Source organism: Bradyrhizobium shewense (genome assembly GCF_900094605.1).
GTDB lineage: Bacteria > Pseudomonadota > Alphaproteobacteria > Rhizobiales > Xanthobacteraceae > Bradyrhizobium > Bradyrhizobium shewense.
This window is the reverse complement of the sequence record NZ_FMAI01000012.1, coordinates 1-23,853: the sequence shown is the minus strand read 5'-3', so window position 1 is coordinate 23,853 and position 23,853 is coordinate 1. Positions and strand designations below refer to the sequence as shown.

At 58.9% G+C, this 23,853-nt stretch carries 22 protein-coding genes and 1 tRNA gene; 11 read left to right on the top strand and 12 right to left on the bottom strand.

What is annotated here, in order from left to right:
- Positions 1 to 175: 175 nt before the first annotated feature.
- The gene (locus GA0061098_RS22540) at positions 176 to 1,429 is read right to left on the bottom strand and encodes an SMP-30/gluconolactonase/LRE family protein (protein WP_091961244.1); all 1,254 of its coding nucleotides are present in this window, start codon (positions 1,427 to 1,429) and stop codon (positions 176 to 178) included.
- Positions 1,430 to 1,726: 297 nt separating this feature from the next.
- Between GA0061098_RS22540 and GA0061098_RS22535 the strand changes: the two genes are divergently transcribed.
- The 5 genes from GA0061098_RS22535 to GA0061098_RS22510 all read left to right on the top strand — a co-directional run bounded on the left by GA0061098_RS22535 (position 1,727) and on the right by GA0061098_RS22510 (position 7,442).
- Positions 1,727 to 1,990: a hypothetical protein gene (locus GA0061098_RS22535; protein WP_091961871.1), complete on the top strand. Its 264-nt coding sequence runs from the start codon at positions 1,727 to 1,729 to the stop codon at positions 1,988 to 1,990.
- A gap of 1,552 nt (positions 1,991 to 3,542) precedes the next feature.
- Positions 3,543 to 5,105 carry a 2-isopropylmalate synthase gene (locus GA0061098_RS22525; RefSeq protein WP_091961239.1) on the top strand — a complete coding sequence of 521 codons (1,563 nt, stop codon included), beginning with the start codon at positions 3,543 to 3,545 and terminating at the stop codon, positions 5,103 to 5,105.
- Between the two features lie 241 nt (positions 5,106 to 5,346).
- Positions 5,347 to 6,351: a TRAP transporter substrate-binding protein gene (locus GA0061098_RS22520; RefSeq protein ID WP_091961235.1), complete on the top strand. Its 1,005-nt coding sequence runs from the start codon at positions 5,347 to 5,349 to the stop codon at positions 6,349 to 6,351.
- Between the two features lie 237 nt (positions 6,352 to 6,588).
- Positions 6,589 to 7,209 carry a Spy/CpxP family protein refolding chaperone gene (locus GA0061098_RS22515; protein WP_104466088.1) on the top strand — a complete coding sequence of 207 codons (621 nt, stop codon included), beginning with the start codon at positions 6,589 to 6,591 and terminating at the stop codon, positions 7,207 to 7,209.
- 157 nt (positions 7,210 to 7,366) lie between these two features.
- Positions 7,367 to 7,442, top strand: a tRNA-Lys gene (locus tag GA0061098_RS22510).
- Positions 7,443 to 7,503: 61 nt separating this feature from the next.
- Here GA0061098_RS22510 and GA0061098_RS22505 read toward each other — a convergent pair.
- From GA0061098_RS22505 to GA0061098_RS22490, 3 genes are all read right to left on the bottom strand, one after another.
- A complete protein-coding gene (locus GA0061098_RS22505; RefSeq protein ID WP_165637536.1) occupies positions 7,504 to 8,526 on the bottom strand; it encodes a tyrosine-type recombinase/integrase in 1,023 nt (340 codons plus the stop codon).
- A gap of 556 nt (positions 8,527 to 9,082) precedes the next feature.
- Positions 9,083 to 10,690, bottom strand: coding sequence for a DUF927 domain-containing protein (locus GA0061098_RS22495; protein ID WP_165637535.1), 1,608 nt, complete (start codon positions 10,688 to 10,690; stop codon positions 9,083 to 9,085).
- 139 nt (positions 10,691 to 10,829) lie between these two features.
- The gene (locus tag GA0061098_RS22490; protein ID WP_129590913.1) at positions 10,830 to 11,741 is read right to left on the bottom strand and encodes a hypothetical protein; all 912 of its coding nucleotides are present in this window, start codon (positions 11,739 to 11,741) and stop codon (positions 10,830 to 10,832) included.
- Between the two features lie 299 nt (positions 11,742 to 12,040).
- Between GA0061098_RS22490 and GA0061098_RS22485 the strand changes: the two genes are divergently transcribed.
- Both GA0061098_RS22485 and GA0061098_RS22480 read left to right on the top strand, forming a co-directional pair.
- Positions 12,041 to 12,976, top strand: a complete 936-nt coding sequence (locus GA0061098_RS22485; protein WP_129590912.1) for a hypothetical protein — start codon at positions 12,041 to 12,043, stop codon at positions 12,974 to 12,976.
- Between the two features lie 141 nt (positions 12,977 to 13,117).
- Positions 13,118 to 13,507 carry a hypothetical protein gene (locus GA0061098_RS22480; protein WP_091961215.1) on the top strand — a complete coding sequence of 130 codons (390 nt, stop codon included), beginning with the start codon at positions 13,118 to 13,120 and terminating at the stop codon, positions 13,505 to 13,507.
- Between the two features lie 535 nt (positions 13,508 to 14,042).
- On the opposite strand, the gene GA0061098_RS22470 is transcribed toward GA0061098_RS22480, so the two are convergent.
- The 3 genes from GA0061098_RS22470 to GA0061098_RS22460 form a co-directional block, all read right to left on the bottom strand.
- Positions 14,043 to 14,384, bottom strand: coding sequence for a hypothetical protein (locus tag GA0061098_RS22470; RefSeq protein WP_091961208.1), 342 nt, complete (start codon positions 14,382 to 14,384; stop codon positions 14,043 to 14,045).
- A gap of 25 nt (positions 14,385 to 14,409) precedes the next feature.
- The gene (locus tag GA0061098_RS22465) at positions 14,410 to 15,306 is read right to left on the bottom strand and encodes a dienelactone hydrolase family protein (protein ID WP_091961203.1); all 897 of its coding nucleotides are present in this window, start codon (positions 15,304 to 15,306) and stop codon (positions 14,410 to 14,412) included.
- A 127-nt stretch (positions 15,307 to 15,433) separates the two neighbouring features.
- A complete protein-coding gene (locus GA0061098_RS22460) occupies positions 15,434 to 16,066 on the bottom strand; it encodes a DUF4339 domain-containing protein (RefSeq protein WP_165637534.1) in 633 nt (210 codons plus the stop codon).
- A gap of 101 nt (positions 16,067 to 16,167) precedes the next feature.
- Here GA0061098_RS22460 and GA0061098_RS22455 point away from each other — a divergent pair, with 101 nt between their 5' ends.
- Positions 16,168 to 16,398, top strand: coding sequence for a helix-turn-helix domain-containing protein (locus tag GA0061098_RS22455; protein ID WP_208610671.1), 231 nt, complete (start codon positions 16,168 to 16,170; stop codon positions 16,396 to 16,398).
- A gap of 26 nt (positions 16,399 to 16,424) precedes the next feature.
- On the opposite strand, the gene GA0061098_RS22450 is transcribed toward GA0061098_RS22455, so the two are convergent.
- The 5 genes from GA0061098_RS22450 to GA0061098_RS22425 all read right to left on the bottom strand — a co-directional run bounded on the left by GA0061098_RS22450 (position 16,425) and on the right by GA0061098_RS22425 (position 20,546).
- Positions 16,425 to 16,760, bottom strand: a complete 336-nt coding sequence (locus GA0061098_RS22450) for a DUF3768 domain-containing protein (protein ID WP_091961192.1) — start codon at positions 16,758 to 16,760, stop codon at positions 16,425 to 16,427.
- Between the two features lie 120 nt (positions 16,761 to 16,880).
- Positions 16,881 to 17,450, bottom strand: a complete 570-nt coding sequence (locus GA0061098_RS22445; RefSeq protein WP_129590911.1) for a hypothetical protein — start codon at positions 17,448 to 17,450, stop codon at positions 16,881 to 16,883.
- Between the two features lie 218 nt (positions 17,451 to 17,668).
- A complete protein-coding gene (locus GA0061098_RS45660; protein WP_091961861.1) occupies positions 17,669 to 18,622 on the bottom strand; it encodes a hypothetical protein in 954 nt (317 codons plus the stop codon).
- A 128-nt stretch (positions 18,623 to 18,750) separates the two neighbouring features.
- The gene (locus GA0061098_RS22435) at positions 18,751 to 19,326 is read right to left on the bottom strand and encodes a tyrosine-type recombinase/integrase (protein ID WP_091961185.1); all 576 of its coding nucleotides are present in this window, start codon (positions 19,324 to 19,326) and stop codon (positions 18,751 to 18,753) included.
- A 644-nt stretch (positions 19,327 to 19,970) separates the two neighbouring features.
- Positions 19,971 to 20,546 carry a hypothetical protein gene (locus GA0061098_RS22425; RefSeq protein WP_129590910.1) on the bottom strand — a complete coding sequence of 192 codons (576 nt, stop codon included), beginning with the start codon at positions 20,544 to 20,546 and terminating at the stop codon, positions 19,971 to 19,973.
- Between the two features lie 812 nt (positions 20,547 to 21,358).
- Between GA0061098_RS22425 and GA0061098_RS22420 the strand changes: the two genes are divergently transcribed.
- The 3 genes from GA0061098_RS22420 to GA0061098_RS22410 all read left to right on the top strand — a co-directional run bounded on the left by GA0061098_RS22420 (position 21,359) and on the right by GA0061098_RS22410 (position 22,668).
- Entirely contained in the window at positions 21,359 to 21,736 is a 378-nt protein-coding gene (locus GA0061098_RS22420) for a hypothetical protein (protein WP_091961176.1), read from the top strand.
- Between the two features lie 147 nt (positions 21,737 to 21,883).
- Positions 21,884 to 22,138 carry a hypothetical protein gene (locus tag GA0061098_RS22415; RefSeq protein WP_430649271.1) on the top strand — a complete coding sequence of 85 codons (255 nt, stop codon included), beginning with the start codon at positions 21,884 to 21,886 and terminating at the stop codon, positions 22,136 to 22,138.
- Positions 22,139 to 22,146: 8 nt separating this feature from the next.
- The gene (locus GA0061098_RS22410; protein ID WP_245323483.1) at positions 22,147 to 22,668 is read left to right on the top strand and encodes a hypothetical protein; all 522 of its coding nucleotides are present in this window, start codon (positions 22,147 to 22,149) and stop codon (positions 22,666 to 22,668) included.
- Positions 22,669 to 23,853: the final 1,185 nt, after the last annotated feature.

The following is a 23,853-nucleotide window of genomic DNA, read 5'->3' as shown; positions in this document are numbered from 1 at the left end:
AGTGTCATGCTTCCACGCCGCGCCGCGGTTCTGCTGCGCGACCTATCTTCGTTGAATTGATGGCGGAGATTTGCCCGACGACCGGGTAACTGCGACCAACGTGTCGTGGTGCTGTCACAAAAGGAAAGTTCGCGCCGGCGCTTCACGCCGGCGCGCTTGATCACGGATGTGCGGCTCAGCCGGGCCCCGCGCCTTGCGTCGCCGTGAACACCGCGTAGAGCGACTGGCTCGCGGCCATGAACAGGCGGTTGCGCTTGGGGCCGCCGAAGGTGATGTTGCCGCAGACTTCCGGCAGGCGGATGCGGCCGAGCAGCTTGCCCTCCGGTGACCATACCGTCACGCCGTTATAGCCGACGGCGCGGCCGGCATTGCTCGAGGCCCAGACATTGCCGTTGACGTCGCAGCGCACGCCGTCCGGCCCGCACTTCACGCCGTCGATCACGCAATCGCTGAACTTCTTGGGATTCGACAGCTTGTTGTCGCTGCCGACGTCGAACACGAAGATCTCGCCCTTGCCGCCCGGACCCGTATCGCCCGGGCCCTTGCCGGTGGAGGCGACGTAGAGCTTCTTGTAATCCGGCGAGAAGCACAGTCCGTTCGGATCGGGCACCTGGTCTTCGGTAACGACGAGGTCGATGCGGCCGGAGGGGTCGATGCGATAGCAATTGGTCGGCAGCTCGCGCTTGCCCGGCTGGAAGCCGGCCGGCTGTCCGATCCGCGGATTGAGCTTGCCGCCTGCATTGCTCGGGCCGCCCGCCGCATCCGGCTCGCCTTCATAGAGCTGACCGCCATAGGGTGGATCGGTGAACCAGTAGCTGCCGTCGGGATGCGCGGCGATGTCGTTCGGCGAGTTCAGCTTCTTGCCTTGATAGGAGTCCGCGAGCACGGTGGCGGTGCCGTCATGCTCGTAGCGCGTCACCCGGCGGGTCAAATGCTCGCAGGAGAGCTGGCGGCCCTGGAAGTCGAAGGAGTTGCCGTTGGAATTGTTGGACGGCGTGCGAAACACGCTGACGCGGCCGTCATCCTCGCTCCAGCGCATCTGCCGGTTGTTGGGAATGTCGCTCCAGAGCAGATACCTTCCTTGCGCGCTCCACGCCGGACCCTCGGCCCACAGCAGGCCGGTGTAGAGACGCTTGATCGCGGTGTTGGGCTGCGCGAGATCGTTGAAGGAGGGATCGACCGCGATGATGTCGGGGTCCCAGAAATAGGTGGTCGGCGCGCCGTGCGGGCCGAAATCGCGCGGCGGGGTGGTGATGGTGGTCGGCGGTGCGGCGGGTCCGGTCTGGGCCAGCGCGGAGCCGGCCCCCGTCACGGTCGCCGCAGCGCCGAGCGCAAGCCCCCGGACAAGTGTTCGTCGTGAAAGCGCAGCATCCTGGTCACGCTGCTCGTGGTCACGAGCCGTGTGGTCACGAGCCTCTTGGCGTGTCATCGCGTCCTCCCAATGATGTTCGCTGGCCGGTTGATCCGGCCGAGCAACTGGAGGTTAATGCGGTCCGGCGCCGGTTGCGAGGGGGGAATCGGATTGCGCGGGTCTCAATCCTGTCATATTCGAATGCACTTCGCGTCCGTCTTGCGCCGTTTGCAAGGCGCGAAAATGTTCCGCGGATTTGAACAAAAATTTGCTTGCGGCAAAGCATGGCAGGCAGCGCGTTCGGCGCAGTTCAAGCCTTGATTTTGCGCTGATTGCCACGCAGAACCCGTCCGGGGGCGATGGACGGAGTTGATTGTGGCTGGCGTCATCGTATTGATCGTGTTGCTGGGAATCGCGTTCGCGGCCGGCTATTTCACGCGTGAATTCATCTCCAACAAAAGACGCGCCGAAGCCCGCCGCTGGCGCGAATATACCGAGCCGGATTGGCTTCCCGCCAAGGCGCCCGCCAACACCAACGAGATCCCCAGCGCCATCACGGCCATCCCCGTGGTCGCCGGCGAGCTCGGCCAGATGCTGAACCGCTGGGAAAGCAGGGCCCGCGCCCGCCGCGCGGGATAGGGCGAAGTTCGGAAGTGCCAGTAGCCCGGATGAAGCGAAGCGAAATCCGGGGCCGATCGCCCGGCATTTTGCACTGTCCCGGATTACGCGGAGCCTGTCATCGGGCGGCGCTTCGCGCCGACCCGTTGGCTCCATCCGGGCTACGCGATCGTGCCTGTGTCGCGCTCTGTCAATCCACGCTCGCAAAAATATTCTACTTTATCGAAATTCGGTTTCGGCGTATGCGTCGCCCATCCCGGCTCATCCAAGAGGGGCGATCATGTGTCGTCACGCATCGCGAGCCGGGCTTGCGGTGGACGCGGCAGCGTCGGCACGAGAGGTACGGGCAGGGCGGGTAGTCCCTGTGAGCCCGAGGCTTCGTGCGGATGAGCGGCGCTGCTAGGCTTCGTCTCGTCTGCAAGTTTCCGGCTCCGTCGACAGGGCTGGAAAAACTGCGGCGAAATGGCGGGCCGTGCGTACGGCAAAACCGTGTGGTCCTGGCCGTCGTTGCTACGGTTAAGCTGTCTGCGAAGGTGCGAGCGAGCCCAACCGGGCGGACTGCATCATCCAATTCGCGGGGCGAGGGAGGCCAGAAGGAAAGTTCGGCTCCCGGGAGATCACGGCATAAGCCGTCCAACCATTGCGCAGGGAAGGCCGAGTGATCGGCCACACCCGTATGCTGCTGTGCGGTCTCCTTTGCGCGTGCGTTTCGCGCAGCGGACCGCGGGTGCGAGCCGGCACCCGGTCTTCCCTGCGCCCTCTTGGATGAGAGGGTAGCGAGACGAAGCAAAGCTCGGGCGAAACGCGCCGCGAGGACGCAAAGCTGCGTGTGCGATTGAGCTGCGTGCCACAAACTAGTCTCGTAGGGTGGGCAAAGCGCAGCGTGCCCACGCCTTGTCGCTCATGGAGAGAGATCGTGGGCACGGCGCTATGCGCCTTTGCCCACCCTACGGCACCGCCGCTGGGATGTGCACTGGAGCATCGCAATGACGACGTGGAGAAAGCGCGCGCCCTACACCGCGCTCGCGCCCCGGACGCTGCGCAGCGTTCCCGGCGATGCGAAGCATCGTCCGTTTCGACGCTGCGCTGCAGATCCGGGGCCATCTCGCCGCGTGCCGTGCCGCCCCTGGGCCCCGGCTCTGCGCTGCGACGCTTTGCGTTGCAGCGCGTCCGGGACACGGAGCCTTGCCCAACCAGGCCAGCGCGCCAACCAGGTCAGGCCCCCTGACCATCTTTTGGCGTTGCAGTTGCTGCTATTTCTCGTCTAGAAACGGGTCACTGAGCCTCCCGGCAACCAACCGTCAACGGTTTTGCCCGAGGATTTGGGGCTCAAAAGGGTCTGGCAATGCTGATTCGCGGCCAAATCGATGGGATTTCGGGGGAGGTGGCTCTGGCCGCCGCCACGATCCCGGCCGCGCTGCTGCCCACCCTCCTTATTGGCGGCCTCCTTCTTACTTGCCCCTGAGGGCCGGCTGGGCGCGACGCGCCTGGGCGCTCAGGGGTTGGTCGAGATCACCGGACACCTCAAGCGCCCAGCAGACTGACGGCGCAAAAGCTCAAAAGGAAATTTGCAATGGCCACCGCGAACAAGTCCGACAAGGACCGCGTCATCATTTTCGACACCACCTTGCGCGACGGCGAGCAGTGCCCCGGCGCCACCATGACCTTCGAGGAGAAGCTCGAGGTCGCCGAGTTGCTGGACGATATGGGCGTCGACGTCATCGAAGCCGGCTTCCCGATCACCTCGCAAGGTGACTTCGAAGCGGTGAGCGAGATCGCCCGCCGCTCCAAGAATGCCGTCATCGCCGGCCTGTCCCGCGCCCATCCGGCCGACATCGATCGCTGCGCCGAAGCGGTGAAGTTCGCCAAGCGCGGCCGCGTCCACACCGTGATCGCGACCTCGCCGCTGCACATGCGGGTGAAGTTGAACAAGACGCCGGAAGAAGTGCTCGAGACCTCGGTCGCCATGGTCGCCCGCGCCCGCAACCAGATCGACGACGTCGAATGGTCGGCAGAGGACGGCACCCGCAGCGAGATGGACTACCTGTGCCGCATCGTCGAGGCCGTCATCAAGGCCGGTGCGACCACGGTGAATATCCCCGATACCGTCGGCTACACGGTGCCGGAGGAATACACCCACTTCATGAAGACGCTGATCGAACGCGTGCCGAACTCGGACAAGGCTGTATTCTCCGTGCACTGCCATAACGACCTCGGCATGGCGGTCGCGAACTCGCTGGCCGGCGTCGTCGGCGGCGCGCGCCAGGTCGAGTGCACCATCAACGGCATCGGCGAGCGTGCCGGCAATGCTGCGCTCGAAGAGATCGTGATGGCGATCAACGTGCGCAACGACAAATTCCCGTACTGGAACAAGATCGACACCACGCAGCTCACCCGGGCCTCGAAGGTGGTCTCGGCGGCGACCTCGTTCCCGGTGCAGTACAACAAGGCGATCGTCGGCCGGAACGCGTTCGCGCATGAGAGCGGCATCCACCAGGACGGCGTGCTGAAGGACGCATCCACCTACGAGATCATGCGGCCCGAGATGGTTGGCCTGAAGCAGTCCTCGCTGGTGCTCGGCAAGCATTCCGGCCGGCACGCCTTCGTGCACAAGCTGGAGGAGATGGGCTACAAGCTCGGCCCGAATCAGCTGGAAGACGCGTTCACGCGGATGAAGGCGCTGGCCGACCGCAAGAAGGACATCTACGACGAGGACATCGAGGCGCTGGTCGACGAGGAGATGGCGGCCTCGCACGACCGCATCAAGCTGACCTCGCTGACCGTGATCGCCGGCACCCATGGTCCGCAGCGCGCGACCATGAAGCTGGACGTCGACGGCCAGATCAAGATCGAGGAGGCCGAGGGCAACGGTCCGGTGGACGCGGTGTTCAACTGCATCAAGCGCCTGGTCCCGCACGAGGCCAAGCTGGAACTGTATCAGGTCCACGCGGTGACCGAAGGCACGGACGCGCAGGCCGAAGTGTCGGTGCGGCTGTCGCAGGAGGGACGCGCGATGACGGCACGCGCGGCGGATCCGGACACGCTGGTGGCTTCCGCCAAAGCCTATCTCGGCGCGCTCAACAAGATCGTCATGAAGCGCCAGCGCGACACCGTGACGACGGCGGCGGCGAGCTGACAAGCGTAGTTTGTCATTCCGGGCGCCTCAAAGAGGCGACCCGGAATCTCGAGATTCTCAGGTGCGCAGTTGCGCACCGGGGTTCGATGCTTCGCATCGCCCCGGAATGACGGCATTTATGATGAATACCTGCCCTGCTAAGGGCCAATAGCGGCTGCGTCTCTCAGCCGCTATTGATGCTGTCGGCATAAGGATTGGCCGCCCGCGCGCCGGGCGGCTTAGATAATAACAGGGAGAGATTATGCGCACCTTCGCGATAGCCGCGTCCATCGCGGCACTGGCACTCGGATTTGCCGGGCCGGCATCGGCCCAATCGCCGATCATCATCAAGTTCAGCCACGTCGTCGCCACCGACACGCCGAAGGGCAAGGGGGCGGAGAAGTTCAAGGAGCTCGCCGAGAAGTACACCGGCGGCAAGGTCAAGGTCGAGGTCTACCCGAACTCGACGCTGTACAAGGACAAGGAAGAGCTCGAGGCGCTCCAGCTTGGCAGCGTGCAGATGCTGGCGCCGTCGAACTCCAAGTTCGGACCGCTCGGCATTCGCGAGTTCGAAGTGTTCGATCTGCCCTACATCCTGCCCGACCTGAAGACGCTGCGGAAGGTGACGGAAGGACCGCTCGGCACGCGGCTGCTCAAGCTGCTGGACGCCAAGGGCATCACCGGCCTTGCCTATTGGGACAACGGCTTCAAGCAGATGAGCGCCAACAAGAAGCTGATCACGCCTGCCGACTATCAGGGCGTCAAGTTCCGCATCCAGTCCTCGCGCGTGCTGCAGGCGCAGTTCAAGGCGCTCAGCTCGCTGCCGCAGGTGATGGCGTTCTCTGAAGTCTACCAGGCGCTCCAGACCGGCGTGGTCGACGGCCAGGAGAACACCTGGTCGAACATCTATACCCAGAAGATGCACGAGGTGCAGAAGTACATCACCGAGACCAATCACGGCTACATCGGGTACGTCGTGATCGTGAACAAGAAGTTCTGGGACGATCTGCCGGCCGACATCCGCGACCCGCTCACCAAGGCGATGAAGGAAGCGACCGACTTCAGCAACGCGCAGTCGCAGAAGGAAAACGACGACGCGCTCGCCGAGATCAAGAAGAGCGGCAAGAGCGAGATCATCAAGCTCACCGGCGAGCAGGACGAGGCGATGCGCAAGGCGATGGAGCCGGTCTACAAGGACGCCGCAGGCCGCATCGGCCAGCCGCTGATCGACGAATTCCTCAAGGAAGCCAAGAGCACCACGAATTGAGCACCACGAATTGAGCTCGACGAACTGAGCACGACGAACTGATCGACCCGAACGATGAACGAAGGCTTCCGTGCGGCCTGCACGGAAGCCTTTTTGTTGCGAATGATGTCAGATTGCGGCTGGAGGTAAAATCGGGCGTTGCAGTCCTGGTAAGGGCGCGCTTCCTGTCCAAGTTGTAAGTTGCGGGTCAGCCGCGTCGGGCCCATCTTCATGGACATCCTTCCAGAGGAGGTCCGGATGAAGAAGTTCACCATCGCCGCCATCGCCGTGCTCAGCATTGCCGGCTCGGGCGCGGTCTATGCCCAATATCATCGCCCGTGGATGGAGCACATCCGCCACATCCGCATGAACCCGGAAGACCGCGCCGCTTTTGTCGACGCGCGGATCGCCGCCGTCCATGCCGGGCTGAAGCTCAACGCCGACCAGGAGAAGCTGTGGCCGCCGGTCGAGGCTGCCGTGCGCGAATTCGCCAAGCTGCGCATCGACCGCGCCAATGCGCGGATGAATGCCGGTCCCGGCGATGCCGGCAGGAATGCTGACAAGGACGCCGACAGGCCGGAGGATCCGGTCGCCCGCCTGCGCCAGCGCGCCGAGGACATGGGCGCGACCTCGGCGGCCCTGAAGAAGATCGCCGATGCCGCCGACCCGCTCTACAAGACCCTGGACGAGGGCCAGAAGCGGCGCCTCGCCGTGCTGACCCGCCACCGCGGCCCGTTCGGCGGCGGCGAAGACGGCCCGCACCGCCACTTCATGGAACGCGGCATGGACCGCATGATGGAGCGCAGCATGGAGCACTTCCATCGTGACCGTTTCGACCGCGACGGCGGCGAGGGCCGCGATCGCGAGGGCCGGCTCTGAACGGGGCGGGATTTCGCTGGCATTAACCCTGGAGAAGCCGCTGGAATCCAGCGGCTTTTCGCTTTCTGGGGACTGTGGAAAAACCTTCATTGCATCGCTTGCCAGACCCGGATCGCTTTGCTAAACGACCGACCTCGCAAGGCACTAACCGCCTTTCGGGCGCATAGCTCAGTTGGTAGAGCAGCTGACTCTTAATCAGCGGGTCCCAGGTTCGAGCCCTGGTGCGCCCACCATATAAATCAAGCACTTAGCGGTTTGATCAAGCGGCAAAACCAGCGCCGTTTACACCACCGTTTACAGTTTTGTTCTCGCTTCGAGCTTCAGCACCGCAGCTTCTGCGAGCTGAATGTCGCGACCGAGATAGTGCGCATCGAGAATAGCCTCGACGTCCTTCAACGAGTGACCGGTGACCGCAGCGATCTGAGGCACACTGGCGCCAGCGATAGCAAGGCGAACCACCGCTGTGCCGCGCAGATCATGAAAGGTCAGGCCTTCGATGCCGGCGCGCTCGCAAGCCTTTCCCCATGACGTCCGAAAGCCATCGGAGGTCCAGGGGCGGCCCAGTGTGTTCGTCAGGATAAGCGGCCCCCGGCGGTTCGTCCCATCGAGCAGGATCCTCAAGGGGGCGCCAGCGGGCATCGCGACTCGGCGGCCACCTTTCGACTGGCGAAGGCGAATGTAGGGGCTCTCGTAGGCCGACCAGGGGAGGCGCAGAAGGTCTCCCTGCCGTTGCCCGCTCCAGAGTGCCAAGATCAACGCCAGCTGGATCTCGCTGGAGGCGACCGCGAGAACCGCAGCAATGTCTTGCTCGGTCCAGATCTTGTCCTTGCGGTCTGCTACGTAGAGGCGGCCGCCACGTTCGCATGGGTTGGTCGCGATGATGCCGCGGTCCTTCGCGAACGACATGACACGCGCCAACGTCGTCCAGGCGTAGTCGGCCTTGCGAGGTGTGTCAGCGAACGAGTCGCGCCAGGTCTTAAATTCACCACGCACGCGACGATCGGCCAGAGCTGCCACCGGAAGGTCACCGAACTCCTCTTCGATCAGCTTGATATAGGCGAGGTACGCGCGGCGGGTCGAAGTCGCTAAGCCCGTGAACTCCGGTGCGGTCTTGTATTGTGCGATGATCGTCATGAACGTGCCTGCGCGTGGTTGCCGAAGGCTTGCGTGTGCGTCGTTATACTCTCGAACGAATTCGGGTGAGCCTGGCTTGGCCTCGATAGCGGGGCCACCGCGCCACGCGTAAAAATGCACCTTCGTTTCACCATTGGCGAGCTTACGCTTGACCCTGTGAATTCCCTTAAGAACGACGCGCACGGTTTGCTCTCCATTCGTCTAAAGCTGATGATTCTTGCTCCGGTTGCAGGCCACTCATTGCGTCTAACGCGATATCGATAGCTTTGAGATCCCAGCGCGTTGTGCCAGCGAGCGGTGAAGGCAGCTTGCCGAATCGCACCCAAGCGGAAAAAGCGCTCGGCGATAGGTTGCAGTAGGCAGCTGCTTGCTGCCTGCTCAGCAACCGAGGCGTGAGCGGTCGGCAGGGCGTCGGGTCGACGCCCTGGGTTGTGTTCGAGTTTGAGAAGCGGATAGCCGCACTGGTGCTTCCACGATATGTGCGACGATCAGAAGCGGGCGAATGTTCGTCCGTCAGACGAGCTTTGCGCGCGTTGTCAGCAGAGTCCGACTCCATTTTGACGTGCCAGTCGCCGGTACCAACGGCGATTGTTTCACGTAACTCGTCTTAAGACTGAGTGGGAGAAAAGGATCTAAACACCGGATAACCGTGTGTTAACAGTAGATTACACCAGAGCGGCAGTGAAGTCAAAGGCGTGATCGGCAAGCATTCTGCTTGCCGTGCTGCCCGTATTGACTCTTATGCACTACCCGCCCGACGAGCCCAGTTGATTTCGAGTGAGCGCCTTCGAACGCTGTCAGGCCAAATGAATTGTCCCTGGTTTTCGTTCGACCTTGATCGAGTAATCCAGTTTCGTCGGGCTAATTCGTCGAGCACGAGCTTGCGCTGCAGGGCATTGACGAAAATGCGATTGAATTTGTCGGTTTTCATTATGCAACGATATCGATCGCGCTCCGGTTCGACATACCCATCGATCGATTTATATTCACTGTGCTCGATTGTGGAAGCCCTAGGTAAGCTCATCAGCCGCACCTTGAGCGATTTCCAGCCGGCGTCGAGGGTTCGCTGCTCAGCCGAAAGCGTGTCGAGAGCTGCTTCGCAGCATTTGGCGATTGCGTCCAAGAGTTCTGCCCTTTTCCAGGGAAGGCCAATGCCTTCGATGGCAAGTGCGCCGCCCGCGTAGATCAGACCGAATTTTCGTATAATGTCGGCGTAAACGATGCCATCGACCTTGCCGGCGGCATTCGCTCTGAACCGGTTCACGTGCCTGGTGATCTTGTCCTGAAGCACTGTCCGAGACCTGATCAGGAACCCAACATACTGTGCGAAGACCTGACCGTGATCTTTGGCACACGCGGTGTGCACCGACGCGAACAATTGCTGCAATTTCGCTTGGCCGAGCTGGTCAGCGTTTATCGCTCGATCAAAGATGTGATCGAGACCATCCAAGTAAATAGGTACGTCGATTAGGCGACGAGCATCGCCGCCTCTTTGCTCGCCGCACTTGGCCGAAAGCTGCGCTATGGTGGTCTCGGCGGATGTCAACGAGATCACCCGGTATTGCTCGCCGTTGTCCGAGGTTTCGTCAAATGTGGGGCTGCGTAGTTTCGTCGAACCGGTGCCGAGGTTGTGCGCAAAGTTTCTCGTGCTGTGGTGTTTCTCCTTGTCAGATGCAACTGGCATCTTGTTAAGATCATCGACGACCATCAGGCAGTCGTTGTGTGAGCGCAGGGCGGGCTCGAGGCCAGCGAGTGTAGCGTTCCAGGTGGGCAACTCGTCGATTTGGCCAGGTCCGCAAACTGAAGAACCGACCAGGGTCGCCGTCGTTTTCCCTCCTCCGGTCTTTCCCGCCAGACAAAGTCCAAATGACTGCTCGCCAGCAATTCGCAAGAGGGGCGCTGCGAATGAACAGGAAATGGTCAGCATCATGCCCGACGATTTCGTGGCGAGTGGTCCCACCGCTTTCAGCCAACTCATAGGTGTGCCTCGCGGTCGCGGTCGATGGATCCTGGGCGGCAGGCCGCAGATGTTTTTCGTGTTGGTTCCAATCACCCGATCTGGCAGCACAAAGGTCCTGCGGCCAGGGCGCCAACCTGTGGCGGCAGCATAAGCGGACCGCACTTCTGGAGCTGTTGCAACTGCTGCTTCGACCGTCGATTTACTCAGCAGTGAAGGATGAGCGTTCCTATTGCGCAATTGATCACGAAACGACCGCCACCTGTCAGCTTCGGCGGGGCGCAATTCCACAATTCCCTCGCTGTCATCCTCCCTCGTGAACGTATATCGCTGAAAGAACTGTCCGTCGGACAGATCCTCAATCAAAGCGACTTTCTTCAAAGTTGGCAAATGAGTCTCCTGGGCTAAGCCTGCACACGATGCACGGCCGATTTCGAAGGCCCGAGACTACCGGTTTGACGGGGGGAGCGTAATGAGCCAGGAGTTTGCTGGTCTAGGCCGCCAGTTTGCTGGCCTACTTTGGTGGTCTCTAGTCTTTATCAATCAACTTTGGAGGTCTGTAGTCTTTCAGAATGGTTGTTTGCGCGGAATCTAGTTCCGAAAGCTCGACGTCCACTAGCGTGACGTTGGGTGGAAACTCGAGAAAACGAAATCGAGATCGGCTCCTCTCGTCCAAACGAGGAATCAGTCGGACCTGACAGAAGCGAGCCAGTTCAAAGAATTCCATGACCTCGTGCTTTTTTGCTAAGAACTTTTCGACCCTGTCGATTGTCGTTTTCAGGTCCGGGGAAAGGCGGGTAATGAACTCGTAATTGGTTTGCATTGCGGACCAGATGAACGGGCCGGCTATAGCGTAGTTCACCCAGCTGACCTTCAACGTGGAACGAGATCGTTTGTATGCATTCCGGTCGCTCTCGTTAACATCGGCTGGTACAAATCCTCCCTTTTCAATGAAATGGAGCGCCTTCAGCAAGGATGGCCTTTTCTCAATTGGGCATATCATAAAGAACTCGATCAATTCGTTTATGTTCGCGAGTTCATTGAACGCCGATTCAAATTCCATACTGAACGTGTCACCCAAGGGAAACGTCAACAGAGTTTTTGCGAACAGCTCCTGGGAAAAATAGGGATTCGCGCGAACGAGACTGGCTCGGCGTGCCTTCGGAAGATGGATAAAGTAATTCGCCGCGCCGATGATCTGCGCTGTTTGAACCAATTGAGCTTTCATCGGAAACAGCATCCACGCGACGAAGCCCAAGAAAGCCAACTCGCGCTCCAGGGGAAATTGTTGCCGTCGATAGCCGGTAATGACAGCGATGGCGTCGGATGGATCGAATTTGCGAACCGAGGTTTTAGCTGCCATGGGCGGATAGAGACCGTGCATTCCGTGCAGTGATTCGAGTTTCTCAACAGGATTGCGCAGATCGAGTAGAACTCGCAATGACGACTTTGGCTGTGCACAGATTGCACATCCATTGGCCAAACGGACAAGATGCCTCGCCCGATTGCACGGACTACACGGTCCACCGGGTGAGGACTTCGCCCTGTGGTCCTGCGCGAAGCAGTAAATGCTCGGCAATTGGCATTCTTTGGCGTCCTAGATCTTGCTTGCTGCTTGAACACACCAATCGACCAATAGACGTCCTGCAGCCTCAAATTGGACTGTTTGAACCGTCTACGACCAAATCTGCGTGACGCGACAACTTGTAAAGCATCTCCAACACCACACTGGAGATGACTATGACCTTCTACAGCAACACCAAGATCGAGGATTGGCAATCGCGTGAGCGATCAGCCCTGCGGCTGGCTTTTCTGGAGTCGCGCAAACGGCACACGCTTTCTCGAGGGGATCGGCAACTGCCTAGCCCTAAATTCCGACATGATCTCTTGGCGGTCAATTCCTTCTCTCGTCGGACCTGGGGGGAGGCCGTCAGCCGGGAGGTGTCGCGGTTCTTCTGCGATGGCGGAGATGGCGCGACACACAACCAGGATGTCTACTTTGTCTCGCTCATGGACATCGCCTGCGCGCGGTCTCCAGAGGACCGGCTGACCGACGCTGACCTAGAATTCATCAAGAACCGGCTAAGGTTCGGTCTAAGAGGGTATTCCTATCTTGGAATGATTGAACCGGCCTATTACGTGAATCTGCAACATGGTGTGCGGTACGCGGGCAAGCGCTGCATGTTCTGGCACCTGCACGCCATGGTGTGGGGTGTTGCGCGCAAAGAGCTGAAGAAGCGTTTGCGAAAGTTGGTTGAGGCGGGTCGGTACGCGGCCATCGCCGATGGCTTGGATGCCACTCACGCTCGCAAAATAAAGCAGGGGCGATTACCGAAAAGTGTGGCTTACATTGTGAAATCGCCATGCAAAGCTTACCGCGTTTCAGTCCGCGACCGCGAAGACGACCTAGGCCGACCGATTACGGACGCGGACGGCGTCGTGTTGCAGCAATTCAAGCAGGGAAAGTCGGGTCTTCGGCATGGCGATAGGATCATGATCTTTCATACGATGAAACACTTGCACCTGGACCGGCTCGCCGTGGCTGGCGGTGACGGCGCCAGACTACTCAAAACCGCCAAGCGTGTGGCGTCAAAAGATGAGACCGCGACGCTCATAAGCTGCATCCCCGGTCCAGTTCGAAGAAGGAAGGGGCGGATAAGTATGGCTCGGCGTTGAATTGACCACCAACTCTCCGCACGAATTGCCCTCGCCGGGTCTCCTGGAGGGCGATGAGGACGCTAGCGAGAGAGGCGCTCGCGCGAACTTGTAAACCATCCTTGTCCAGCCGCGACGTTGCGGCCAACAAGGAGAAATTCAATGGACGTTAAGTTCGACGCTATTATCGCTGAGATCGCCCGAACTCTCGATCTCAGTTTACTAATGCACGATCCCGAGTTCGCGACCTTACCGAAACCTCAAAGGATGCACTTCATCACGAGGTGCCTTGCAGGTCACGACATCGCAAGAGGCGAAAAGTACGGCGGGAGAAAAGTGCGCCGCTGGCGGCCCTCGCGTCATCTCGAAACGAGCTTTGGCGTGCAGAACCATGGAGTGCCGGACGAGATCGAGCGGATCGAAGCGCCGGTAGCCATTTCGACGCTTATCGAAGAATTTTCAAAGCGTTTGGATTTAAACGGTAAGGTGATCAACGAGGTGATCGATCATGTTCTTCGTCTCTTCCGGATGCGCAGCACTGGGACTGCTTGACTACCGCGGGAAAGATGATGGCTTCTGTCAGTTCGATGGGTCAGACGGCCGCGTTGACGTGGTCGATGAAGCGGGGAATATGATGGATTTTGTAGGCAAGTATCTGGTGTAGTGTTCCATCACAAGCGACAACGCCGCTATAGTCTCGGCGTTGTCGATCAGTGCGGAGCGTTCGGACTTCCCACTGGGTTTTACTTCTTCGGGGAAGCGTTACCGTCGGCCCAATCGCGCACTGGACAATCGAGAGGCGACCGCCTCCGCTTCCTTTCGACCTGCGCAACTGCCCGCGCATATCTGACGAACCCATCGTGCCGTCGCGCGACTTTCCGGAGTCTGGTCGCCGGGACATCTTGGGAGTAGATGAATTCTAGGGCTCTTACCCAGCGACTCTTTTGCTCGCGGTCCGTGTCAGGCAGAACGGCCGAAAAGCACCGCACGGACCCCTCTATTAATATCTGTCTCAACATTAGCAATCGATCGTAGCTGTTGGAGCGCTCCCAAGTCATGTCTTTTGCGAACTTGCCGGTAGAAAAACTCAATGCACGGTCATCGAAAAAGCGGCGGCGATGCTGGTTTCTTCGTCAATGCTGGCAACGCGCGAAACTTCCAAAATCTGACTGTAAAGATCGAATCCAATTCTCGGAATCAACAACCTGACCGTCTTCCCGGTGCCGAGCACGTACCCCAGCGGCAGTTTGCTGGCCAGTGCGGTCACATCTGCGGGCTGTCGTATCAGGATGCGGCAATTCATGTCCATTGCCGCGGAGACGATGCTGTCCTTCAGGACACTGAATCGAGCGCCCCGTGGATGTCCTCGGTGGTTTAAACCAAGGACAAAGACTTGGTCGAAGCCGGCCGGTTCTGATCTCTGGGCCATTTGGAGTCTGTGGCTGGGTCACGGATCATCTGGATTCGATGCCCGTGCCAAATCGCTTAGTTTTGATCGCGGCGATAATGGTTTGCATCATGTCCTTCTCCGCTATCGGGTTGTAGGTGAGAGCCCAGCCATGCGCGCCGACCTTTGACGGCTGGTTGAGCACAAAACCATGGTTCGCATCCTTATACTCGATCAACTGGATCGGCGTTGCACGTTTCTTCTTCATCATCTCGTGGCACGGCGCGGGCGGGTTCGCGTCGTCCTTGTCGCCGACAAATACGATCACTGGGGCGTAGTAGTCGCCGTACTTGGTGATCACGCTGTAGCAGTTCGGCGCAATCGGGAAGCCAGCCGCGAAACGCTTCGGGTGGTCGGCCTGCTTCTTGGTCATCGCCATCAGGCTCGCCAAGCCGCCGTTGCTGTAGCCCATAACGTAGACTTCGGTCGCGATCTTCTTCTCGATCAGGTAATCTAGCGCGGAGTAGGCGTCGTCAGCGCGACGGCGACCCCAGTGCTGATCAGGCAGACCGCAGCTTTCGTCCACCAGCCGAGTGGTGTAGCTGTCGAGCACCAGCACGCCGATGCCCGCCTTGTTGAGTTCGGCCGCGACGTGTTGCGTCCATTCCTTCTCGGAAGTGACCATGCCGTCGCAGCCGTGCATGACGACGACGAACGGCACCGGACCCTTCATGTCCTTTGGCGAGTAGATGAACGCATTCAACTCGCCGTCCTTCTTGACTTCGCCGAACTCCTGCGGAGTGCCGTTCTTGAAGTTCTTGGAGAAGCCGCTGTCGTAGGGGTTGTCCTTCGACCACCGCTTGTCCGAATTATGAGCGTAGTCGCCTTTCCACTTGATCTTGACTTCTTCGGCGGATGCCGCAGCGGAGAACAAAAGCAACATCACCGGGAATGTGGATTTCATATGTTTCGAGCCATAGGTTGGCCTCGTCGACGGGATGTCAACGAGGCGCACGCTGATCGTTTAGAACTGTAGCGAGTATTGGAGTGAGATTGCTGGGTTCAGCGCTGAACCCAGCCTGGCAATGGAGTCAGCTTTCAACCGACGCGTAGATCAGGAAGCCGACGATCAGGCTCAGGATCCAGGCGACTGCGTAATAGGGGCGCTGCTTCAAACGTTTCGCCCTTAGGAAGAGGTAGACCGGCGTGAGCAGCACGGCTGTGATGCGGGTTGCCCTAGAGCCATAGCCCGCTTGCTGCAACCTGCGATCATCCAGCCAGCCCAGAAGACCGTTAATGACAACGGGCAGCTGGAACGGCAGTCCCCTGCTCGCGTGATACGGAATACCGAGAGCTAGTGAGCGGGCAGCAGCGTCCTGGTTGCTTGCGCTCACCAGGGCCTCGATCACCCCCAAGACGATTGGCAAGAGGGCCAATGTCCAGACGTAACCGTTGCCAATGTGCTTGGACGAAATGGCAGGTGGCTCGGAAGCTACAAGTTCACCGAGGTCGCTCTCTCGGAGGGGTTTCCATTCAGGCATACCCTTTCGCCAAACCTGAGTGTCGGTCTCGATCTCTTTCTTGTTCAAGAGGTCCTTGATGGTCGTCGCGGTCGTCGGGCCTCGCCTAGCGCCGTTTACAACGTAGTGCCACTCGTTTGGCCCTAGCTGGCTGGCGGCTCCAAGATCCGGCAGCGGCGGTGGTGCAGAGAGATCTTCAGTCACTTTGGTGTTTCTCTTTCCAGGAAAGGTGTTGGAAGTTGCACTCGCTTCGATCCCAGATTCTTGCTCAATAGGGAATATAGTCCCTAGAGACTATATGCCCGATGATGCTCCATCCAGCAATGCAGGATTGGCGCGTCATTGTTGGCAAGAATGTCCGGCGTATTCGTCAGCAGCGCCGAATGACCCAAGAGAAATTGGCGTTCGAAGCCGACTTGGATTTGACCTACATCGGCGGAATTGAGCGAGGGCGGCGTAACCCCAGCCTTTTGGCAATGGCTCAAATTGCTGAAGCTTTGTCGGTGTCGCTCGTCAAACTCGTGAGCGAACAGTGAAGGTATTGTCGGGGATTGTTAAGACCCTAGTACTCGTCTGCCCTCATGATCGTGATGATCCGCTCGGTGGCGGCTGGGTCTGCGGGATCAGGTGAATGGAAGTTCAGCGACTTATCAAAATAGTCGATCTTGAACATCACGGCGGTGCCGTCAAAGTCAAAGGCACCAAAGTCATGCTCCTCGTGGGGATCGTTGGCGTGGTGAAAGTCGTCAAAGACGGCAATCGTCTTGACAAGGCGTTCCACGGCCTCCGGGCCCAGCTCGGCGATACCGGCCGTGATGACGGCGCCGCCGCCGAGAAGGTGCTTACGAAGCTCGTCGTTGAGCATGCGTATCCGGTCCGTGTCCGTGTGCGGGGACATGGTTGTTCTCCATAATGTCTGTTGGTTGGTGGGTGGGCCTGGCTCGCGTCTGCTGAGCGTCAGGCAGGGCAGGTGGTCGAAGCCCGGGCCGTGGTCCGGGCTTGGCGCTAGGCGTGCAGCTTATTCTGGACCGGGGTTTACGAGTCCCACCTGGGCGATGTGCCGGACGTAGGTGCCCTTGTCCGGGTAGTCGCGAAGCTGAAGGGTCAAAACCTGGTCCTCCCGCTTGGTTACCAGGCAAGGCCACCACCCAAACCCGGGGTCATCGTCCTCGACGAGCACCAGTTGGCCGACGGCGATGCTCTCCCACGTTCGCGGTAGGCCAGCAGCAACAACGCCGCCTGCCTTTGCCTTTTCGGAGGATGGCGCCGGCGCGGGCTGTTGAACCTTGCTTCCGTCGCCAGGCAATTCGAGCGCGGCTTTGAGCTTGCCCAGCAAGTCCCGCCGGATCGGTGGCACGAATGCCTTGCCGCTAGCGTATAGTCTCCCCACAGGCAGCTTCATGCCGATCTCGGTGACTGCTGGCGAGGCCGGGTGCACGGACGCCAGCTTCATTTGCGCCGCAGCGCTAGCGACTTTTTCGTTGAACTCCGGAAACCGAGCACCCCGTGGCTTTCCTTCCTCATCAAGACCGAAGACAAAGAGCTTGTCTGGTGTGGTGGCCGCTTTCTTCTCTGGCTGCTTTCCCATATTTCTCCTCCTCAAAAGCATACGGGGCCTGAAAAGGCCCCGCTGTATGCAGTTCTAGCGATGTTGTGGCTTGGCCACGGTGGCGGGCCATTTGCTCGCCGAGGCAACTTAATCACCGATTTCTCCACTATAAATTGCAAAGTCGTTGTTAGACCTTGTAGAGCGAGTATAGGCGAAGCGTCATGATGCCTCAAGCGAAATCTGAGCCAAAATGCGATCTAAGTAATTGTTTTTACGTCTATTTTTGTGAGTTTTAACGGTATTCGGCCGCACCTTTGGTGCAGGTGGCAGTAGCCGATTTGGCAGGCTCGACGGTCGTCAATTCGGTTGCCATTACACAAGTTGAGACCGTCGAGAGAGCAGAGCCTCCAAATCGCATTCTGCACGAACCTGGCGAACCTCTGCGGGAATGCAGGGTTCAAGGTGCGCGTATCGATCCGGCCGGCTACGGTCCTAATGATCTCCGCACAGCCACCCGGGCCATAACAAGCGGCGCCATAAGCGTGAGAGCTACCGCAGTCCTGTAAAATGCCCGTGCGATGCAAAAAGTTATGAACCAGCGTGTCTACCGCGATCATTGCGGTACCGGTTTCAAGCCATGTCGGCCGTTGCTCGCGCGCGCCGATCAGCAGCGTCGAGAGCGTCATCATCAATATCTTGTCGGAGACGCCGTAAACGTTTCGCAGGGGGCCGATCAAGGCTTCCTGACGCGCCGCTTCCAGCTCGACCCTGGTCGTACCTTTTGCGCCGTCCAGTTGGCTGTCGATCCAGCCCACCAGATCGTCGTTGGCGAGGTCGCGGACGAACAAGTAGAGCGAGTACGCGGTTTGATTCAGTCGGCCGTTGCGAAGGTGTGGCCGGGGCAGGGCGCACGCATCGATGTGATCGGGTTCCGCGCAGGTAAAACTGGTCTTGTCGTATCGGCAGCCTTCGAAATGCCAGTAGCTGCGCAACTTCGGGCAAGAGGGAGCGTTATTTTCGCTCGCTCCAATCGCCGACCAGGACGCGGTGCCATGCTTGTGGATGTAGCCGCGCGCGACACGGTCGGAGATGCCTTGGAAGCTAAACGTCGTAACGAGCCAATCGAAAATCGGCGGCGTGTCGGCGAGGGCGACAGCTCGAACCAAGCCTGCGTGCCGAGCCTCGTCGTCGATCTCCTCAAGGAACGACATCGAGCCAGCGACCGCGCAAACGGTCCGGATCAAGCTCTCAGCCCGGCCCAGCGGATCGAAGGCTTTCGCCGCGACTGACATTTTGCCGGAGGGGGCCCTCGCTGAGCGCAGACCCGAAACGTTGGTTGCTAGATAAGAGATACTAGCCTCCGTTGAGCGTCACTATCGCCGTCGATATAGCGCTGGGTCGTCTGGATGGATCGGTGACCAGCTAGCAGTTGAACATCTCGCAGCGAACCGCCTGCCTTGTGAACCGAGCGAGCCGCTCGCGTAATGAAAGTTCGACGCCCCGAGTGCGACGAGCATCCCTTGAACCCGAGTTCCTCATAAGCGCGGCTAAACCAGACAACGATGCTCATCGGTGTCATTGCGCCGCCACGCTCGGATCGAATGAGCGGGCCTTGCCCCTTGCACAGCCGACGCGCCTCGACGAGGGCATCTCGGAGCTCAGGATGAATTGGAATTGAGCGGCCGCTGCGCTTCTTTGCGATCTCGTCGCGAACTTCAAGCGTGCTGCCGACCTCGCCGCTTGGGTCCAACAACATGGTCCATGTCAATTTGGCGATCTCGGCGGCGCGAAGACCTGCCTTGACCGACAGTAAGACGATGAGACGGTTGCGAAGCGGGTGGCGAGAGCGCGCGGCGAAAAACAAGAGATCGTCGATATGATCAGTCGAAAGTGTCTTCGCTTGCTTGCCAGCCATCTCACGCAAAACCAATTGCAGTCAGATTCTAAAGAGTTCGACGCTGCGCGCAAGGAGAAATCTCGCACGTCTCTGACTGATAAGGTTTTCACTGGAAGTTCTTTGAGATTTGGCGGTTCGCAGGCGGTGCAGCGCCGGCTTCGGTTTGGCATGTGCAAGCCGTGCAGCGCAACGTGCACAGATTGCGCGCTGCCGCGTAGCTAGCGTGGCGAACGTAAGTGCGTGGCGAACGTAAGTTGCAGTTCAGTCACTTTCTGATGGAGGCTGGAGGATACTCAGAAAAACGGCGGTAAATGAACTTGTAAAGGACACGACCGAGACCATTGCCTCGGGCAGAGGCGATGCTCTGAACCTCCGGAGATCTGTAATGGGTGAGAATTCAAAAAATGAATGGCGCGAATGGAAGCGTCAGACAAACAGCAGCAAAAAATCACGTCAATCAAAACTACGTCGAAGACCAGACGAGAGTTAGACGACGACTTCTCCGAGGCTCAAGCAATTGCTGCCATTGCCACGGCCAACGTCGCGCGAGCCCGGAAGGCAGTCGCTAAGGCTCAAGAGGAGGCGGATCGAGCTGAGGACAAGCTGAGCCGAGCGCTCAAGGAGCCATCCGTTTAGGAGAAGTACTTGAGGACCGTATTGAGTCAGAAAGGGTCGATGCCGACGTTTACGCAAACGCGAATTCTGGAGGAGACGAATTCTCGAGCTTCAGTGGTACGCGTGAACTCTTGGTGAAATGGGGGCTCGGCATGCTCGGCTCCGATCAAGTAGGAGAGCGAGCGGCTGCGGCGCTCGTGGCGGAAAAACAACAGGTCAAGCTCGGTATGACTTGGGGCGAACTGATTGTGGAGGAGCACATCTTTGTACTTCCCGATCCATAAGCCGCGCCGTTCTATTTGGTCCGCAAAGTTTCGAAGGGTGTGCACAACATCGGAAGCACTCATTTCAGCACCCGCCAATATTATCAATTCGTCTCTAAGCGCGCCATTCGCGATTGGCGGAACGAACTTTCCTCGACTTCGTCTCATCTCACGGTACCCACGCGTTTCCTTCTGCTTCTCCTTTTGATCGGGATCGTAGAAGGTCAGCTTATAGTCGCAAAGCCGACTTCCGGAGCGCGTGCCCGGATACTCAACTACAAGAGCGGACGTTACGCCGAAAATCTCCTTTTGCTCTTGCACGCATTTATCAAGCTCGATTTCCATATTTTGGTCTTTCATAGTTCTCTCCTCGATTTCTTGCCTGCCCAGAAACAGGCAGATCACAGCTCGGTGCGACGACCGCAGCACAACTCGTTTACAAGTTAGATCGATCCGTTGACTGGGCTGACGAGACTTACAGGTCAGACTAATAATGAAATTCTGTTTCCTTATCAGTCCCTATCTTGGCCCGAAACGTTGCCCTTGTTGCTACGGATACGGGGGACACGGGAGCCCTCTTCACTCCTCGAAGTTCATTCTTCGTCATTATCATCATGAAGATCGTCATCGTCGAAGTCTTCGTCTTCTTCCTTGACTACATCGTTGAAACGACCGATCGCGCCCTAACGGTCGGATAGTTCAGCCGAGCGTCGAGAGCCTTCTGGGGCAGGCCGTCAAGCCTGCCTCTTTATAGTTACCTTCAGAGAGCTGACGGTTGCGCCGAGTGCGCGTTGACCGTCTCGATGGCGACGGCGGATAAGGTGGCGCGAGGTGGAAGAATATTGATGTTTCGGGAAAGGGGGGGCACGCCGCCTCAACTGATAAGGAAATCAGAATTTCCTTATCAGTTGCGGTCGACTCCTTTGATTGGTGTGTTCATCAGAAGCGACTGAAGGGCGTCAGCTTTGATCTCAAAATGCACAAAGCGCGCGTGGTTCGCGTTGAGAGTCCGCACATCGTTTCAGTCAATTCGGTGTGTTTTGAGGAGTGGCTTTCAGGTTCGAGCCAAGGTAGCGCGGCAGCCGCGCAATCGTACGTTTTCGGATCCTGTAAAGTGTTCGGCCTAACCGTTATGCGCATCCCCTCAATGATCTAGATAGGAAAACGCGACCATGAAAAACAACAGAAATAAGCTTTCACAGCGAGCATCGATCTCAAACGAGGTTCTTGCGTTCGAAATCACAAATGCGAGGGTTCATTTCGAGATGAGTTCCAATTGGCTGTTTGGTTTAGCCGACCAAATCGCTGCCTTCCCCGATATGAGTATGGAAGCGACCAGTCTCTTGAGAAAGTTGAGAGGGCGCGCGCTAAAAGGAAAGCTCGATAAAGCGGACAGAAAGAGCGTGTACGATGCTCTCCGAGCATTGCAGATGTATTCACGAATGGTGGCGAGTGAAGACGAGCCGCTGAGCTGCCTCGATACGGTCGAAAGTGTTTCAGCTTTCGAAGACCATCTCGAAAAATTGCGGAGCGTCGTTAATCGCCGCTAGGGACTGATAAGAAAATGAGAGTCTCCTTATCAGTCAACAAACTGCCCCCGTTTGCGACCAAACCTTACCAGTGCTGCATCAGGCAGGCAGCCGATCCAGCAATGCACCGGCGAAAGGGACGCCAATCACGCGCGTTCTCGCAGCGAGTTGCGGCATGCCATCAATTGCGAACTCACCTACACCAAGGGCGCGGTGCAGCAGACCAATTACAATCACCACGAAGCGATGCGCATGTACCAATGTCCGCTAATCGAAGTGCGAGGGCTGGAAAACGATCCCAAGGTCAGGGGCGTCGGAGAGCCGCCTGTCCCGCCGGCTGCGCCCGCGCTCAATGCGATCTTCGCGGCGACCGGGCTCCGGATCCGTGAGATGCCGTTCAACAAGTTCATCGATTTCGTGTGAGTCAGGCCATGAAAATATCTCTCATTGCGTTGGTCCTCGCCGGCGTGGCTGTATCCGTCGTCACGGGCATCGTCGCGGCCAAGGACGAGGTCAAGTTGGCGGCCAAGGATCTGCTTCCGCCCGGCAGCGTCAGCCGCATCGATGGGCTCGCGGCCTGGAAGCGGATCGAGGCCGTGGTGACGCATCCACGGTGTACCAACTGCCATGTCGATGCCAAGGCCATACCGATCTGGACGCCGGCGGGCGAGACCAAGCCGCGAGTGCACGGCATGAACATCCACGGCGGCGAAAGCCGCATCGGCGCCGAGGCGGTGCCGTGCTCGACCTGTCACATGACCTCGACCCAGGCGAACGAGCCGTCGCCGTCGCCGCCGCGTGCGGGCATCGACTGGCAACTTGCCCCTGTTGCCTTCATCTGGTTCGGCAAGAGCGGCACGGAGATTTGCGCGCAGATGAAGGACCCCAAGCGCGCAATGGTGGTCGCGACGCCGCTGGTCTTGTCGAGCATTTGCGCCACGATGCCTCGCTGAACGGCTTCATCCCTCGAGGTTGGTCCCCTGGAAAAGGACGCGCCACGCCCCCGGGGAGCTTTGAGGACACGTCAAAGATATGGCGGTGTGGGGCGCAGCCGGACAGCCGTGTCCACATTAAAATTGAGAAGCAACGTCTAGAAGTGAGGCAACCTTGCGTTCCGAAAGACGAGCCAATCTTTGCTTAGAGAGAGGCGTAAGACTGACGCGTCTTCGCGCCTTGCGTATCCTTGGTGAAGCCGCAGGAGACACGCCCGCTTTTCGCTGCTGAAGTCGGCTTTGGGTCAAAAGCTGACCGCCGAAGAGCCCGGCAGCTTGGTCTGCAGCGGGCCACAAGCGGACTTATAGGCGCTCCCAATCGAACAGCGGATTGAAGGACCTCCGATCATCTTGGACAATCGCTCCACTGCCCGAAAGACCTGCGAGTCCATTCAAGGCCGTCTTGCTCGATCCGTCTGTGAACATTACCCTGCGGTCGACAGACGCCGGGAGGGTGAGCAAAGACACGCGAGTTCATCGACTTCTGGGTCGAAAACAGCGTTCACCCCGCAGAGCAGTTCGGGGCTCCTGAAGCCTCTCAGGACGAGGCCGAGCTTACCAGCCGTCTTGTCGCGGCAGCAAAGGAGCAGGGCATCTCGGAAACCGACTTGCAGGCAGAGATCGGGGAAGTTGCGCAGCTACGTGAGAGACAAGCTCTCGGAGGCCAACCAGGCCGAGAGGCGTGTAAATTTGCGTCTGGCGCTTCTGACAGGAACGACTCGGCACTCCGTTGATTGAGATATCGGTCTGTGGCGCGATACCTGGACCCCTCTAGGTTTTTCGTCATCCACCCGGAACGGCCCATCGTCCGACGCGCGTTAGGCGATGGGCCGGTTCTCGTAATGCCACCTCGTCGGCATCGTCACAGCGCATTCGTGCAGCACCGTGTGATGCACCGCTGGCTTTCTTCTTGAAGTCTCTCAACTGCTGGTGTATTGGCTGTGGTATCGATACTGGCCGAACAACTGTTCCGCTTTCGCCTCAGATCCTGACGGCGCGCACGTTTCAGACATTGTCCAACATCGACTAACCGGACGACTGGCCGCAACTCCGTGCGCCAGGTCCTGCGCGCATACGAAAGGAAGACCTGATGAACACAGGTACAGTGAAGTGGTTTAACACCCAAAAGGGCTTCGGCTTTATCCA

What these genes read in the sequence shown, in the direction of transcription:
- GA0061098_RS22540 (WP_091961244.1), bottom strand. Translation starts at nt 1,429, where the DNA reads ATGACACGCCAAGAGGCTCGTGACCACACGGCTCGTGACCACGAGCAG.
- GA0061098_RS22525 (WP_091961239.1), top strand. Translation starts at nt 3,543, where the DNA reads ATGGCCACCGCGAACAAGTCCGACAAGGACCGCGTCATCATTTTCGAC.
- GA0061098_RS22520 (WP_091961235.1), top strand. Translation starts at nt 5,347, where the DNA reads ATGCGCACCTTCGCGATAGCCGCGTCCATCGCGGCACTGGCACTCGGA.
- GA0061098_RS22515 (WP_104466088.1), top strand. Translation starts at nt 6,589, where the DNA reads ATGAAGAAGTTCACCATCGCCGCCATCGCCGTGCTCAGCATTGCCGGC.
- GA0061098_RS22485 (WP_129590912.1), top strand. Translation starts at nt 12,041, where the DNA reads ATGACCTTCTACAGCAACACCAAGATCGAGGATTGGCAATCGCGTGAG.
- GA0061098_RS22480 (WP_091961215.1), top strand. Translation starts at nt 13,118, where the DNA reads ATGGACGTTAAGTTCGACGCTATTATCGCTGAGATCGCCCGAACTCTC.
- GA0061098_RS22470 (WP_091961208.1), bottom strand. Translation starts at nt 14,384, where the DNA reads ATGGCCCAGAGATCAGAACCGGCCGGCTTCGACCAAGTCTTTGTCCTT.
- GA0061098_RS22465 (WP_091961203.1), bottom strand. Translation starts at nt 15,306, where the DNA reads ATGAAATCCACATTCCCGGTGATGTTGCTTTTGTTCTCCGCTGCGGCA.
- GA0061098_RS22455 (WP_208610671.1), top strand. Translation starts at nt 16,168, where the DNA reads ATGATGCTCCATCCAGCAATGCAGGATTGGCGCGTCATTGTTGGCAAG.
- GA0061098_RS22450 (WP_091961192.1), bottom strand. Translation starts at nt 16,760, where the DNA reads ATGTCCCCGCACACGGACACGGACCGGATACGCATGCTCAACGACGAG.
- GA0061098_RS22445 (WP_129590911.1), bottom strand. Translation starts at nt 17,450, where the DNA reads ATGGGAAAGCAGCCAGAGAAGAAAGCGGCCACCACACCAGACAAGCTC.
- GA0061098_RS45660 (WP_091961861.1), bottom strand. Translation starts at nt 18,622, where the DNA reads ATGTCGTTCCTTGAGGAGATCGACGACGAGGCTCGGCACGCAGGCTTG.
- GA0061098_RS22435 (WP_091961185.1), bottom strand. Translation starts at nt 19,326, where the DNA reads ATGGCTGGCAAGCAAGCGAAGACACTTTCGACTGATCATATCGACGAT.
- GA0061098_RS22425 (WP_129590910.1), bottom strand. Translation starts at nt 20,546, where the DNA reads ATGAAAGACCAAAATATGGAAATCGAGCTTGATAAATGCGTGCAAGAG.
- GA0061098_RS22420 (WP_091961176.1), top strand. Translation starts at nt 21,359, where the DNA reads ATGAAAAACAACAGAAATAAGCTTTCACAGCGAGCATCGATCTCAAAC.
- GA0061098_RS22410 (WP_245323483.1), top strand. Translation starts at nt 22,147, where the DNA reads ATGAAAATATCTCTCATTGCGTTGGTCCTCGCCGGCGTGGCTGTATCC.